Here is a 13,860-nt window from a genome sequence, read left to right as displayed (position 1 = left end):
GATCGGCCGCTGTCGGGCGCGGGGCGTCCGGGCGCTCAGCAGCCGTCGTACCCGGCGGTGGGCATGGAGAGCCTGCGGTGCACCCCTGCCTTCATCGGCGCGTCGTACACCGGTTCGTCGAAGCCGGCGGTCTCGATCCGTACGCCGCGCCGCTCGCACTCGGCGTGGAAGGCGGGCACGTCGGTCAGCGCGCGGGCGAGCACCCGGTCGTTCGGCGCGACGAAGAGGTCCACCGCGCCCTCGTCGACATCGGCCCACAGCGCGTCGTGGTCCGGCCTGATGCCGTAACAGAACAGCTGGCGGGTCACCACGTAGCCCTTGTCCCGGGCCCAGCGGACGCACATGGCGTGCTGGCTGCGGGTGTCGACCAGGAAGGGGTCTTCGTCGAGCTCTTCGAGCGGGGTGAGGCTGGCGATCGCCGCCACCCGAACGTCGTCCATGGACCGACCCTACTGGGTCCGGGACGACCCGAGGAGGGGTTCGTGCACCGGGCGGGGCGCCTGCGGCGAAGTCCGGCCACGCTCACGGCCCCGGACATCTACCCTCGTTACGGAGGGGGAACGGACGGCGGACGGCGCGGACTGCCGTGCGAGCCACGACAGCCACGACAGCCACGACAGGAGCCCGGACCGCGACGGGAGCCGGACCATGGCAGAGCCGGGCAACGGCGGGAGCCGGGCCACGACAGGAGCCCGGCCACGACACGAGAAGGGCGGCGGCCGGTGGAAATCACCTGGTGGGGTCATGCCACGTGCACGGTCGAGGACTCCGGTGTCCGGCTCCTGACCGATCCGCTCTTCGCGCGCCGGCTCGCGCACCTGCGGCGCCGGCGCGGGGCGCTGCCGCCGCCGGAGGCCGCGCGCGCCGAGGTGGCCCTCGTCTCCCACCTGCACGCCGACCATCTGCATCTGCCCTCGCTCGCGAGGCTGGCCCCGGGAACGCTGCTCGTCGTGCCGGCCGGCGCGCCCGCCGCCGTACCGGCGCTGCGGCGCCTCGGCCGGCGGGGGCTGCGGCTGACGGAGCTCGCTCCGGGCGAGGAGGTGGCGGTGGCGGGAGTGACGGTACGGGCCGTGCCCGCACGGCACGACGGCCGGCGGCTGCCGCTGGGCCCGCACCGCTCCCCCGCCCTGGGGTACGTGGTGGAGGGCGAGGCCCGTACGTACTTCGCGGGTGACACCGGCCTGTTCGACGGCATGGCGGACGCGGTCGGCCCGATCGACGTGGCGCTGCTCCCGGTCGGCGGCTGGGGCCCGTACCTGGGCCACGGGCACCTGGACGCGGGCCGGGCGGCGGAGGCGCTGGCGGCGCTCTCCCCGGCCGCCGCGGTGCCGGTGCACTACGGCACCTACTGGCCGATCGGCATGGACGCGATCCGCCCGCACGAGTTCCACGCCCCGGGCGACGAGTTCGCCCGTCACGCGGCCCGCCTCGCACCGAAGGTGGCCGTCCACCTGCCGGGCCACGGCGAACGGGTACGGCCGGAGGTGGCGCGATGAGGCGCGAGGGCGCGACGGGACGAACGCGCCGCGAGCGCCGCATGCGCGCGGCGGGGCCGTCGAGGCCGACGGGTGGCGCGGCAAGGCCGACGGGTGACACGGTGAGGCCGACGGGTGGCACGGTGAGGCCGACAGGTGGCGCGGTGAAGCCGACGGGTGGCGCGGTGAGGCGCGTGCGCCGCGAGCGCACAGCGCGGACCATGGGCGGCACGGCGGGGCGCGTGCGCCCGGCGCGCCCCGTGGCCGGCGCGATGAGGCGCGTACGCCGCGTGCGCCCGGCGGGTGCAGGGGTCGCCCGGTGATCGACCGGCTGATCACGGCGGTGCGGGAGCTGCCGCCGGAGTCGACGCAGCAGGCGGTCGGCTATCCCTCGCTCTTCCTGCTCGTGGCGCTCGGCGCGCTCGTCCCGGTGGTGCCGACGGGCGCGATCGTGAGCTCGGCCGCCGTGGTGGCCTTCCACCAGTCCGATCCCTTCGCGCTGCTCTTCGTGTTCCTGGTGGCGGCGTCCGCCGCGTTCCTCGGCGACCTGGCGCTGTACTGGCTGGGGCAGCGCGGGGTCCGGTCGCGCAACGGTTCGCGCTGGCTCGCCGCCCTGCGTTCCCGCGCCACTCCCGACCGGCTCGCCCACGCCCAGGAGCGGCTCGACAGCCATCAGGTGCCGGTGCTCGTGCTCTCGCGGCTGGTGCCCGCCGGGCGGATTCCGGTGATGCTGGCCTGTCTGCTTGCCGGGATGCCACTGCGCCGGTTCGCCCGGGGCGATCTGCCGGCCTGTCTGGCGTGGGCGGCGACGTACCAGCTCATCGGCGTCCTCGGCGGTTCGCTCTTCCCGGAGCCCTGGCAGGGCGTGGTGGCCGCGGTGGCGCTCACGGTGCTGATCGGCGCGGTGCCCTCGCTGTGGCGGCGGCTGCGCGGGCCGTCGGGCCCGTCCCGTTCAGGGGACGAGCACGCGTGAGGCGCCGACCGGCAGGTCCCACAGGTCATCGCGGGGCAGACCGGCGCGGTCCCAGGCGGCCCGGACGCGGGTGAGCGGTTCGAGGACGGGTTCGGAGGACAGCACGAAGGTGGCCCAGTGCATGGGGGCCATGCGCCGGGCCCCGAGGTCCTGGAAGGCGCGGACGGCCTCCTCGGGGTCGGTGTGGACGTCGCTGAGCCACCAGCGCGGGTCGTACGCGCCGATCGGCAGCAGGGCGAGGTCGATGCCGGGGTGGCGGCGGCCGATCTCGGCGAACCAGTGGCCGTAGCCGGTGTCGCCGGCGAAGTGGACCCGTCGCCCGGCCCGGTCGGTGAGGACCCAGCCTCCCCAGAGGGAGCGGCAGGTGTCGAGCAGGGTCCGCTTGGACCAGTGGTGGGCGGGGACGAAGTCGAAGCGCACGCCGCGGAGTTCGGCCGCCTCCCACCAGTCGAGCTCGGTGACCCGGCTGAAGCGGCGCCGGGCGAACCAGCGGCCGAGTCCTGCGGGGACGAAGACGGGCGTGCGGCGGGGCAGTCGCTTCAGCGTCGGCGCGTCGAGGTGGTCGAAGTGGTTGTGGCTGATGACGACGGCGTCGACCGGCGGCAGGTCCTCCCAGCGGACGCCGACGGGGGTGAGGCGGGCCGGGGTACCGAGGATGCGGCGGGACCAGACGGGGTCGGTGAGGACGGTGAGTCCGCCGATGCGCAGCACCCAGCTGGCGTGTCCGGCCCAGGTCACGGCGAGGGTGTCGGGGCCCGCCTCGGGCAGCGGCCCGGGGGCGAAGGGCAGCCGCGGGATGTCGCGGAGTCCTTCGGGGCCGGGCCGTACGGCGCCTTCGCGGGCGAGCCGGGCCATCGCGCGGACGCCGGGCAGCGGCGCGGTGAGCCGGTCGGCGAAGCTGCGCGGCCAGTCGCGCCGCAGCCGTCCGAGGGGCTGGAGCACGGGCGCGGGGTGCGGGGCGTGGGGGGTGCGGGCGGAGTGCGGGGCCCGGGCCGGCCGGGCCGTCTGTTCCGTCATCTCTGCGGCCTCCGTGGTGTCGTCAGCCCGTCGGTTCGTCTTGTCGCGAGCTCGTCTCTCAGCGAGCTCGTCAGGTAGCGAATGCGTCTCTTCGCGAGTTCGTCAGGTCGCGAGTCCGCCGGCCCGCCAGTGGACCGGCCCGCCAGTGGACCGGCCCGCCGGTGGACCGGCTCGCCGGTGCGTCAGGTCGCCAGTTCGTCGAGTGCTTCGCGGAACGCGCCCAGCGCCCGGGCGACGTGGGGCAGTTCCTCCGGTGCGGGTGAGGCGAGGGCCTCGGTCCGTTCCTCCTCGGCGCCTCCCAGGAAGCCAGCGGTGTCGAACCGGGCGCGCAGCGCGCCGAGTTCGTCGCCGAAGCGGTGGCCGCCGGGCACCGGGGTGCCGAGCCGGGCGGTGAGGTGGTTCTCGAGTTCGAGGGAGTCGGTGACGCCGCGGGCGGCGAGCCCGGCGCGCAGCGGGCCGAGGTCGGCGTAGACGTGCCGGCCGGCCTGCGGCGGGCGGGCGAGGGCGCCGGCCGCGAGCACCGCGTGGTGGACGGCGGTGGCGACCCTGCCGTGCAGGGCGGCGGTGCGGCGGGCCCGTACGGTGACGTCCTCGGGTTCGTCGAGGGCGTGGGCGGCGGCGGGGGCGAGCGGGCCGGGGACCAGGGCGCCGAGCGCGGTGAGGACGTCCAGGGCGCGGGCCCGGTGGTCGGCGTAGCGGTCGGCGCGCGAGGGGGCGGAGGGCGGGAAGCGGGCGACGGCGCAGGGCCAGGCGGCGGGAGCGAGGGCGCCGGCGAGGTCGGTGAGGACGGTGACGTCGTCGGGGCACATCTCGGCCGGGCTGAGCAGCACGGTGTCCTGGGGCCGGTGGAGGGTGTCGCGCCAGGTCTCGTCGCTGATGATGTGGAGGCCCTCGGCGACGGCCGCCTCGCAGGCCTCGCGGACGAGTTCGGGCGGGGCGACGGTGGCGGTGGGGTCGTCGGCGACGGAGAGCAGCAGCAGCCGGGGACTGCCGCCTTCGGAGCGGACCCGGCGGACGGTCTCCAGGAGGGCGAAGGGGTCGGGGACGCCGCCGCATTCGGCGGGGGTGGGGACGTGGTAGGCGGGGCGGCCGATGAGCCGGGCCTGCGGGGTCCACCAGGCGGGGCAGGGACGGGGCAGCAGCACGTCGCCGCCGTGCGCGGCGATCAGGGCGAGCAGCAGGGGCTGGGCGCCGGGCGCGGCGACGACGTCCTCGGCGTGGGTGCGCAGTCCGCGCCGCCACCAGTGGCCGGCCGCGGCCTCGCGCAGGACGGGCCCGCCGCCGGGCGGTTCGGGGCCGGTGCGGTCGACGGCGGCGGCGAGGAGCGCGGCGAGGCCGGGCAGCACGGGCAGGCCGGGTTCCGGCGCGGGCGGCCCGTAGCGCACCGGGCCTCGGCTCTCCGGGGCCGTCTGCCGCATGTCCGGAACCTCCTCGTGGCCGCGCGGACACCGGGGCGAGCGCGCGGGAGCGGCGCCCCGGTGTCCTTTATACGGAGGTTTGCTGGTTTCCGCCGCTCAGACGACGCTGACGGGGTGCCGGACGACGGCGCCGAAGAGGTATCCCTGGGTGTTGTGCACGGCCCGCTCGGGCTGGACGTTCCCGGCCGCGTCGGTGACCCGGGAGAGCAGGGTGGCGGGCCCGGTGCCGCGCGGCCGCCACTGGGTCGTCCAGCGCACCCAGCGGTCGGGGGCGGGGCGGTCCACGATCCGGGCGGGCCGCCAGTGGGCGCCGCCGTCGGTGGAGACCTCGACCTTGCGCACGGACGCGTGCGCTGACCAGGCCCGGCCCTCGAGCCGGTGCGTCCTGTCCGCCTCCAAGGTGGCGCCGAAGGGCAGCTCGTAGGCGCTCTTGAGGGTCTGGCGGGTGATCGGGGCGCTGCCGCCGGGCGGGTGGGCGGCGCCGAAGAGCCGGTAGTAGTCGGTGGACCAGGGCGAGGACAGCGGGGTGCGGGAGACCTGGATGTCGCCGAGCCACTTGATCGAGGCGATGCCGACCCAGGCGGGCACGACGAGCCGCACGGGGAAGCCGTGGTCGTACGGCAGGGGCTCGCCGTTCATCTCGTACGCGAGGATCACGTCGTCCAGGGCCTTGGCGACCGGCAGCGGGCGGCGGACCCGGCCGAGGTCGACGCCTTCGGTGACGTACGGGTCGTCGAGGCCGCGCGGCATGACGTCGACGGCGTCGGGGGCGAGGCCGGCCGCGCGCAGCAGGTCGGAGAGGCGCGCGCCGCGCCAGCGGGCGGCCCCGACGGCGCCGAGGGTCCAGGAGGTGCCGCTGACCGGCTCGCCCTGCTGGGTGGTGTAGAGGCTGCGGCCGTTCCCGGCGCACTCGATGAGCGCCGTCCGGGTGACGGGGAACAGGTCGCGCAGCTGCCCGTAGGTGAAGTGGACGGGCTTGCGGCCGTGGAGGCCGTCGCCCCAGACGGTGAGCCGCCAGTCGCGGGCGTCGAGGACGGGCGTGGAGGTGTGGTTGCGGACGAAGAAGCGGTCGGCGGGGGTGAGGAGACCGGTGTCGCGGAACGTCTCGTAGCGCGCCTCGGCGTTGGTGCCGCGGAGGACGAAGTGCTCGGGCGGGAGCGGCTTGACGATGCCGGGCACGCCGGCGGCGGCCGCGGGGCCGGATCCGGAGCGGGCGGGAACGGCGGCCGCTGCGGCCGGTGTCCCCGCGGCGGACAGCACGGAGGTGGCGGCGAGCGCCTTCAGCAGGGTGCGGCGGTCGGACACGGAGGTCTCCTCGGCACGTCGGTGGGCGGGTCGGCCACACCCTAGGGGCGGAGGGCGGGTGGTGACCGCCCGTTCACGCGGCCGTCATCTGTGCGTTCGTCAGGTCGGTCGGCCACCGGGCCACCAGACCGGTCCTTCAGTGTGTCCACACTTTGAGAATCGAATCTCAGGATATGAATGATCGGCGTACGGTGGTGCGCACGCGAACGCCCCACCCTCTCCACGCGAAGGAGCCCGGTCATGCCGTCGTCCACACCCGCCCGCGAGACCGCCACGTACACCCACGGACACCACGAGTCCGTTCTGCGGTCGCACAGTTGGCGCACCGTCGAGAACTCCGCCGCGTATCTGATCCCCGAACTCCGGTCCGGCCTGGCCGTCCTGGACGTCGGCTGCGGGCCGGGCACGATCTCCGCCGACCTGGCCGGGCGGGTGGCGCCCGGCCGGGTGACGGCGGTGGACGCGGCCGAGGGCGTACTGGCGCAGGCGCGTGCGGCGGCGGCCGAACAGGGCGTGGACAACGTCGAGTTCGCGGTGGCCGACGTCCACGCGCTGGACTTCCCCGACGACTCCTTCGACGTCGTCCACGCCCATCAGGTGCTGCAGCACGTCGGGGACCCGGTGCGGGCGCTGAGCGAGATGCGGCGGGTGTGCCGGCCGGGCGGGGTGGTGGCGGTGCGGGACAGCGACTACGGCGCCTTCACCTGGTTCCCGGCGTCGCCGGTCCTGGACCGCTGGCAGGACCTGTACCGGCGGGTGGCCCGTGCCAACGGCGGCGAGCCCGACGCGGGCCGCCGGCTGCTGTCCTGGGCCCGCCGGGCCGGGTTCACCGACGTCACCGCCTCCGCCGGCGCGTGGTGCTTCGCGAGCCCGGACGAACGGACCTGGTGGAGCGGCCTGTGGGCGGACCGCACGACCGAGTCCGTCTACGCCGAGCTGGCGGTCGACGGCGGTCACGCGAGCCGCGAGGAGCTGACGGAGATCGCCCGGGCGTGGCGCTCCTGGGGCAGCGACGAGGACGCCTGGTTCATGGTGCCGCACGGCGAGATCCTGTGCCGCGCGTGAGGTGACGGTCCGCCAGGGGCGCTCCGGAGGAGGCCGGGGAGCGGACGGTGCGCGGCCGCCCGCCCCCGGCGCGCCCGGCTCAGTGCGGGCGCATGCGGAACTCGTAGGCGTGCGGCAGGGGTTCGTCGGTGAGACGGGACCACAGTTCGCCCAGTTCCTCGGCGCCTTCCTTGAGGTCGGCCACCTCGAAGCCCTCGTCGAAGACGGCGCGGGCCTCGGCGGTGCGGCCCTCCGCCAGCAGCAGCCGCGCCTCCAGGTGGCGGAAGGCGCCGCGGGCCCGGACCTCCTCCGGCAGCCGGGACAGCACGGCGCGCGCCTCGGCGGGCCGGGCGGCGGCGAGCAGGACCGTGACCGTCTCGCGCCCGAGAGCGGCGGTCACCAGCGGGTCGCCGCCGTACTGGTCGTCGAACGCCTCGGCGCAGCGCTCGGCGGCCCGCTCCAGGTGCCCGTCCTCCCGGTCGGCCACGGCCAGGCAGTAGAGCAGCGGCCAGCGCTCGGCGGCGTTCTTCAGTCCGCGCTCCCAGCTCCGCACGGCCTGGGCCAGGTCGCCCGCCGCCCACTGGGCGACGCCCAGGTGGTACTCGGTCACCGGGTCGGCGGACGCGGTCTCCAGCATGTCGCGCCACGCGTCGGAGACCAGCGTGGGGCCGGGCGCGGCGCCCGGTTCCGCGGCGGGCAGGGCGCCCGTACGGAGCAGCTCGAGCCACGGCCGCTGCTCGGCTCCGAGCAGCGAGAATTCGAACGGCGTGCCGGGCAACTCGTAGTGTCCGCGCAGCACTTCGAGCGCACCCCAGCCCGAGCCGATCCCCAGCCGCCGCCCCGGCTCGGCGTCGGCGGCGGCCCGCCACCGCTCGTACGCCGCATCGACCTCGGCGCGCGGCACGGCCGCGGCGAGCGCCCGCTCGACGCCCTCGCGGGCCGCCGCCCAGTCCTCGCCGTGGACCACGGCCGGATCGGCGTCCAGCGGCCCGTACGACTCCAGCCAGGACACCTCCTCCCCGGCTTCCAGCGTCGGGTGCTCCAGCTGGGTGCGGGCGAGGCCCGCCTGGATCTCGGCGTATCCGGGCGTGCCGGGCTCCGTCAGCCACTCCTGCCAGCGGCGCCCGCCGGGCCCGGTGCCCCACACGAAGAGCTTGCGGCCGACCATCCCGTCGGTGGAGGTCTGCACGAGACCGGCACCGTCGCGGTCGAATGCGGCGATCCAGCGTCGCTGCCCGTCCGGCAGCGCGTAGAAGTAGTCGCCGGCGTGGACGCTCTCCAGCGGGTACGTGCGGTCGGTGCCGTCCTCGGTGCGCGGCACCGGGACCCGGCGCAGGGCCTGGGTGTAGCCGAAGTGCCAGGCGGTGTCGGCGGGCGCGAGGACCCTGCGGTCCTCGGGTACGGCCGTGTTGGACCACCAGGAGAACGGCACGGCACGCTCGTGCGGGTTGCGGATCCTGATCCCGACGCGCAGGTGCTCGGCGTCGTCGGGCAGCCACAGGTCGACCTGGAAGGGCAGGTCGCGCAGCCGCTCCCACTCCCACAGCCGCAGCATCTCGCCGCCGTCGGGTGCGGGGACGACCGCCGCGTGCAGCGGCGCGCAGGACAGGGTGCCGTGGCCGCGGGCCCCGATGTTCCACTCGATGCCGCCGGAGAACCAGGCACCGTTGAGGGCGAAGGCCGCAGGCTGCAACACCGGATTGCGATACAGCAGTTCACGCCCGGTCGGCTTGTGGACCATCGAGTGGACGCGCCCGCCGAGTCCGGGGAGCACGGTCACGCGCAGCCGGTCGTTCTCGATCTCGATCGTCTCGAGGACGGTGGGCACACGCTCGCGTCCGTACCCGTCGCGCATCCGGGTGGGCAGCGTGGTGCGCAGCGGGGCGTGCCCCAGTCGGCGGGCCATGTCACGGGGCAGCTCGGCCCGGTCCCGCTCGTCGACCGTGGGGATTCCACCGATGCGACGGAGGGCGGGCAGGGGGTTGTCCGGGCCCAACTGCGCCGCGGGCAGGGTGAGTACGGCACGTCGTACGGTCGTCATGCCGACCATGGAACACGCCGGAACCATCCCTGGCCAGAGGGTGGACAACAGCCTCCGAAGCCTTGACCGGGAAATTCCGTTGCGCCGTGCACCGACCGCCCTAGGCTGAACCCTTTACGGACGAAGGGCGCCAGGAAATGGGCACGCAGCACACGTACCGGGTGATCGTACGGGGCACGTTCGACGGACTGTCGGAGGAGAGCCGGAGCCGGCTGCTCGCCGAGGCGGACGAGCACGGCATGTCGGCGATGCGGTTCACCGAGGAGGGCTCGCTCGCCTACGACCGGACGCTCAAGCACTTCTCGTTCCGCGTGATCGTCGTGTCGGACGCGGAGGACGGCGAGGAGATGGCCGGCGCGATCGCGGAGGACCGGGTGGAACGGGCCCTGAAGGAACAGGGACACGGCTTCGGCACGCTGCGCTCCTCGGTCACCGACATGGACACCATGAAGATCAACTACAAGCACTGAACCTCCCGCCCGGCGGCCCCCACCGGGGCCCCAGGCACCGGCCCCCGCACCACCCACCCGGGTTCAGGGGCCTGGGGCGGCCCATGCAGTTGCCATAACGTCCCGGCCTCAGGCGCCGCGTGCAGCCCGAGAGAATGACGGCATGACCATTTTCCGCTGTGCCACTGTCAGCAGCCCGTGACCCGTGAAGTGGTGTCGGGGGAACCAACGAGGGGTCCCGAGCGGCCGCCGGGCCACGAGGTCGCTCCGCCGCGGATGGCTCTGGGGACCTTCACGACCAACTTCGACGGCAGCCTTCTGATCTTCCACCCGGACGACGTTCCCGGGACGGTGCTCCACCCCGACCCGCAGCGTGTCAGTGGTTGCTGCGGGCTCGCGGGCCAGGACGGGCCCCATCTCGTCTGCGGCGGATGCGGCGTTGAGGTAGCGACGAAAGAGTCCGATTGCTGGACCGACAACCTTGTGGCACTGACTGCCGCCGCAGTGACTGATGGGCGTATGACAGACGCTGACATCTAGGGCGAGGTCCGGGCGTGCGTTCCCTTGAGCACCGGCCTCCCGGCCCGGCATTTGCTCTTCGGTTTCGAAGTCTGGTCGTGCGCCCAGCGACCGGGCTGGACCGTGCCGCGTCTGGCTCGGGTCCTCAGCACAGGCCACCGGTTCGGTTTCTTGATCGCGCGTGGGCAGTCCCGGCCGCGCCGGGGCGGCAGGAGGCGTGCACGTGCCTCCCGCCCGGCTTCGGTGAAGGAGCGGGTGAGCTTGGTGGCGGTCGATCCACGTCGGGACGGGATGCTGCGGCCGGTGGAGCCGGCCGGCGGGTAGGCGAGGCTGCGTTCTCCATCGTGGTAGCCGCCGAGGCGGGCATCGAGGACTCCGTGCGTTCCGATCTCGGCGAGGACCACCGCCCTGACCTGGGGGAATCCGAAGCGGTGAACACCTTCGTCAGGATCCCGATCCGCACCCGTTGGCCCGCGCCCCACCCCGTCATGCTCGGGGCAGCGATCCCCGCAGCGCAAAGGCCACTGCATTGGCCCGGGGCGGCCCCCGGACTCAGTTCGACTGCAGGACCGCCAGCCCCGGCGCCCCCGTCGGCAGCATGTGCTTCGCCGCCAGGACCGGCGTCTCCTCCACCCGCACCACCTGCGTCACCAGCACCGCCGGCGTGTCCGCCGCCCGCCCCAGTTGCTCACCCCTCCGCCGACCGAGCAGCGTCGCCGTCACCGCGCTGTGCCCCGCCAGCGGAACACCCCGGGAGGCCCCCGCCAGGATGCCCAGCATCGACGTCCGCTCGGGCGCGGCCGCCGCGCGCAGGGCCTCGGCGAAGGCCGGATGCGCCCGCTCCAGGACTTCGACGGGCGCCGCCCACTCGTGACTCAGGACCGCCGGCCCCGCCTCTCCCACCAGGACGGACTCCCAGAAGCGGAGCTCCGCGCCGGCCGGGGCGAGCAGATGCTGCGTCGTGAAGTCGGTGGGCTCCTCGACGCTGCGCAGCAGCCCCCGTACCCGCAGCGGACCGCCGGCGCCGGTGCCGGTGCCGAGCAGCTCCTCCAGCGCCTGGATCTGCTCGAAGCCGCGCCGCGGCGGATGGGCGTTGACCGTGCGGCCCACCCCGCGCCGAACCGTGAGCAGCCCGTCCTCCTGGAGCAGCAGCAGCGCCTCGCGCAGGGCCGGTCGGCTGACGCCGAGTTCGCCCGCGAGCTTCGGCTCGGACGGGAGGGTGGAGCCCGGGGGGTAGGTGCCGTCGTGGATGGCGTCCGCGATCCGTTCGTAGAGTGCGACGACGGGGCGTCGTCGCGGTCCTCCGGCTGCCACGGATCGGTCCTCCTCGTGCTGGTACCCGCACCCGACGAGGTGCGCGGCCACGTCCGCCGTGTCTACCGTAGCCGCCCGCCGTTGTCTGACAAGTCACCCGTACGGCCGCCTTCGCCGCCGCCGAATCCGCGGAATCGGCCCATCCTGGGGGAACGCACGACGGAGGAGAGGTCCGGCCCATGAGTCGCAGGGAGACATCGAGCACGGAGGGGAGCCGGGCGGGCCGCGTCCTCACTCCCGGCCGGATCGCGATCGGGATCCTCGTGATCCTCCTGCTCGTGTTCATCTTCGAGAACACGAGCAAGGTGCGGATCAGACTGCTCATCCCCGAGGTCACGATGCCGCTCTACCTCGCGCTCCTCGTGACCGCCCTGCTCAGCGCCGTCTGCGGCTACTTCGCGGCGGCCCGGAGGCGCAAGTGAGGCGGGCGGCGCTGCTCGGCGCCGGTGCCGTGCTCGCGCTCGCCGCGGTGGCCGTGAGCTCGGCGGAGCCGGCGGTCAGCGACGAGGAGGCCGCGGAGCGGACGAAGGGCGTCGAGGGTGCGGGGCACGCGGCGGGCACGGAGCGCACCGGTGGGCGCCAGCCCATGCCCGACCTGCTGGGACGCGGGCTGTGGCGGGTCTTCACCGTGCTGGCGCCGCGGACCCGGCTGGACGTCCACGACGTGGGCGGACGGGACAGGCGGGTGCTGTGGCCGCCGAACTGGTGGGTCTGTACGCAGTACCCGGCACCGGGGGTGCAGCGCCGGGCGCGCGGGCGGGTGGTGGTGGGCGTGGTGAAGAAGGGCGAGACGTGCCCGGAGCGGGTGTCGGCGGCTCGCCGCTGAGGTCTGCCCGGACGGGAGAACCCCTGGACGGCGCCGGGGCTTCTCGCCCGGCCGGATCCGCGCCGCGCTCGCCCGCGGGTGGGGCGTCCGGGCCGCCGCCTCCAGTGCGCTTCGCTCATGGAGGAGGCCGCCACGTGCGGAGACCGCGACCCGGTGGTCGCCGAGCAGGGGCCCCGGCCCCGGCCTCGCCCCCTCCCACGCCGTCGTCGGCTGCGGGTCCGCTTCGGTTTCCCGACCCTGCCCGCCGCCCTCCGCTCTCGCGGGTCCGGGAAGGATTCCGGGCTTCGCCCGTCGTCGGCGGGCGCTGTCGCCGGTGTCACACCGGCGGGTGTCCGTGGTGGCGTACACTTCCCCGCCATGCACTTGTCTGACAACTCCGCCTCCCCTGCCGTCGCCGACTGGATCCGCAAGGCTCCCAAGGCCGTCCTGCACGACCACCTCGACGGCGGGCTGCGTCCGGCCACGATCGTCGAGCTGGCGCGCGAGTGCGGCTACACCGGGCTGCCCACCGAGGATCCGGCCGAGCTGGCGGTCTGGTTCCGGGACGCCGCCGACTCCGGGTCGCTGGAGCGGTACCTGGAGACCTTCGCCCACACCTGCGCGGTGATGCAGACCCGCGAGGCGCTGGAGCGGATCGCGGCGGAGTGCGCCGAGGACCTGGCCGCCGACGGGGTCGTCTACGCCGAGGTGCGGTACGCGCCCGAGCAGCACCTCGAGGGCGGCCTCACGCTCGACGAGGTCGTCGAGGCCGTGAACGCCGGCTTCCGCGAGGGCGAGCGCCGTACGGGTGGCCGGATCACCGTCCGCGCGCTGCTCACCGGCATGCGGCACACGGACCGTTCGCTGGAGATCGCGCAGCTGACCGTCGCCCACCGCGACAGCGGTGTGGCCGGCTTCGACATCGCCGGCGGCGAGATCGGCAACCCGCCGGCCCGTCACCTGCCCGCCTTCCAGCACCTGAAGCGGGAGAACTGCCACTTCACCATCCACGCGGGCGAGGCCGTCGGCGCGGAGTCGATCCACGAGGCCGTGCAGGTGTGCGGCACCGAGCGGATCGGGCACGGTGTGCGGATCACGGACGACATCGCCGAGGACGGCACGCTGGGCCGCCTGGCCTCGTACGTGCGGGACAACCGCATCGCCCTGGAGGTCTGCCCGACCTCCAACCTCCAGACGGGCGCGGCCAAGGACTACGCCTCGCACCCGATCGACGAGCTGCGCCGGCTCGGCTTCCGGATCACGCTCAACACGGACAACCGGCTGGTGTCCGGCACCACCATGAGCGAGGAGTTCCAGCACATGGCGGACGCCTTCGGGTACGGCCCGGAGGTCTTCGAGGAGTTCACGGTCGCCGCTCTGGAGGCCGCCTTCCTGCCGCTGCCGGAGCGGCGGCGGCTGATCGACGCCGTGGTCCGCCCGGGATACGCGGCGCTCTGACGTCGGGCAGGGCGGGCCGGGACGGCGTCCCCGTGCCGTCGG

13 protein-coding genes are annotated in these 13,860 nt (G+C 74.8%); 7 read left to right on the top strand and 6 right to left on the bottom strand.

Annotation, left to right across the window (positions count from 1 at the left end; all coding sequences use genetic code 11):
* Window positions 1-35: 35 nt before the first annotated feature.
* On the bottom strand, window positions 36-440 hold the full coding sequence (locus ESG85_RS20940) for a recombinase family protein (protein ID WP_128981495.1): 405 nt from the start codon (window positions 438-440) through the stop codon (window positions 36-38).
* Window positions 441-722: 282 nt separating this feature from the next.
* Here ESG85_RS20940 and ESG85_RS20935 point away from each other — a divergent pair, with 282 nt between their 5' ends.
* The gene (locus tag ESG85_RS20935) at window positions 723-1,496 is read left to right on the top strand and encodes an MBL fold metallo-hydrolase (RefSeq protein WP_128981493.1); all 774 of its coding nucleotides are present in this window, start codon (window positions 723-725) and stop codon (window positions 1,494-1,496) included.
* A 298-nt stretch (window positions 1,497-1,794) separates the two neighbouring features.
* On the top strand, window positions 1,795-2,448 hold the full coding sequence (locus ESG85_RS20930) for a DedA family protein (protein ID WP_128981492.1): 654 nt from the start codon (window positions 1,795-1,797) through the stop codon (window positions 2,446-2,448).
* On the opposite strand, the gene ESG85_RS20925 is transcribed toward ESG85_RS20930, so the two are convergent.
* The 3 genes from ESG85_RS20925 to ESG85_RS20915 form a co-directional block, all read right to left on the bottom strand.
* Window positions 2,428-3,465 (bottom strand): MBL fold metallo-hydrolase, encoded by a 1,038-nt coding sequence (locus ESG85_RS20925; protein WP_128981490.1) that lies wholly within the window; start codon window positions 3,463-3,465, stop codon window positions 2,428-2,430. The two genes, ESG85_RS20930 and ESG85_RS20925, sit on opposite strands and share 21 nt — an antisense overlap.
* 182 nt (window positions 3,466-3,647) lie before the next feature.
* Window positions 3,648-4,883, bottom strand: a complete 1,236-nt coding sequence (locus ESG85_RS20920; protein WP_128981488.1) for an aminotransferase class I/II-fold pyridoxal phosphate-dependent enzyme — start codon at window positions 4,881-4,883, stop codon at window positions 3,648-3,650.
* A 96-nt stretch (window positions 4,884-4,979) separates the two neighbouring features.
* On the bottom strand, window positions 4,980-6,188 hold the full coding sequence (locus ESG85_RS20915; RefSeq protein ID WP_128981486.1) for a sulfite oxidase: 1,209 nt from the start codon (window positions 6,186-6,188) through the stop codon (window positions 4,980-4,982).
* Between the two features lie 240 nt (window positions 6,189-6,428).
* Between ESG85_RS20915 and ESG85_RS20910 the strand changes: the two genes are divergently transcribed.
* Entirely contained in the window at window positions 6,429-7,253 is an 825-nt protein-coding gene (locus ESG85_RS20910) for a methyltransferase domain-containing protein (protein ID WP_128981484.1), read from the top strand.
* A gap of 79 nt (window positions 7,254-7,332) precedes the next feature.
* Here ESG85_RS20910 and ESG85_RS20905 read toward each other — a convergent pair whose 3' ends face one another.
* A complete protein-coding gene (locus ESG85_RS20905; RefSeq protein ID WP_425471259.1) occupies window positions 7,333-9,273 on the bottom strand; it encodes a DUF5107 domain-containing protein in 1,941 nt (646 codons plus the stop codon).
* Between the two features lie 137 nt (window positions 9,274-9,410).
* Here ESG85_RS20905 and ESG85_RS20900 point away from each other — a divergent pair, with 137 nt between their 5' ends.
* On the top strand, window positions 9,411-9,743 hold the full coding sequence (locus tag ESG85_RS20900) for a DUF6204 family protein (RefSeq protein ID WP_128981480.1): 333 nt from the start codon (window positions 9,411-9,413) through the stop codon (window positions 9,741-9,743).
* A 1,050-nt stretch (window positions 9,744-10,793) separates the two neighbouring features.
* Here the strand turns inward: ESG85_RS20900 and ESG85_RS20895 are convergent.
* The gene (locus ESG85_RS20895; protein ID WP_128981479.1) at window positions 10,794-11,555 is read right to left on the bottom strand and encodes a GntR family transcriptional regulator; all 762 of its coding nucleotides are present in this window, start codon (window positions 11,553-11,555) and stop codon (window positions 10,794-10,796) included.
* 179 nt (window positions 11,556-11,734) lie between these two features.
* Between ESG85_RS20895 and ESG85_RS20890 the strand changes: the two genes are divergently transcribed.
* The 3 genes from ESG85_RS20890 to ESG85_RS20880 all read left to right on the top strand — a co-directional run bounded on the left by ESG85_RS20890 (window position 11,735) and on the right by ESG85_RS20880 (window position 13,818).
* Window positions 11,735-11,977 carry a LapA family protein gene (locus ESG85_RS20890; RefSeq protein ID WP_128981477.1) on the top strand — a complete coding sequence of 81 codons (243 nt, stop codon included), beginning with the start codon at window positions 11,735-11,737 and terminating at the stop codon, window positions 11,975-11,977.
* On the top strand, window positions 11,974-12,381 hold the full coding sequence (locus ESG85_RS20885) for a hypothetical protein (RefSeq protein WP_128981475.1): 408 nt from the start codon (window positions 11,974-11,976) through the stop codon (window positions 12,379-12,381). Before ESG85_RS20890 ends, ESG85_RS20885 begins: the two co-directional genes overlap by 4 nt.
* 357 nt (window positions 12,382-12,738) lie before the next feature.
* A complete protein-coding gene (locus ESG85_RS20880; RefSeq protein WP_128981473.1) occupies window positions 12,739-13,818 on the top strand; it encodes an adenosine deaminase in 1,080 nt (359 codons plus the stop codon).
* Window positions 13,819-13,860: the final 42 nt, after the last annotated feature.

Source organism: Streptomyces roseicoloratus, assembly GCF_004117935.1.
Lineage (GTDB): Bacteria > Actinomycetota > Actinomycetes > Streptomycetales > Streptomycetaceae > Streptomyces > Streptomyces roseicoloratus.
The sequence above is the reverse complement of the archived record's forward strand: the minus strand, read 5'-3'. Positions and strand labels throughout refer to the sequence as shown.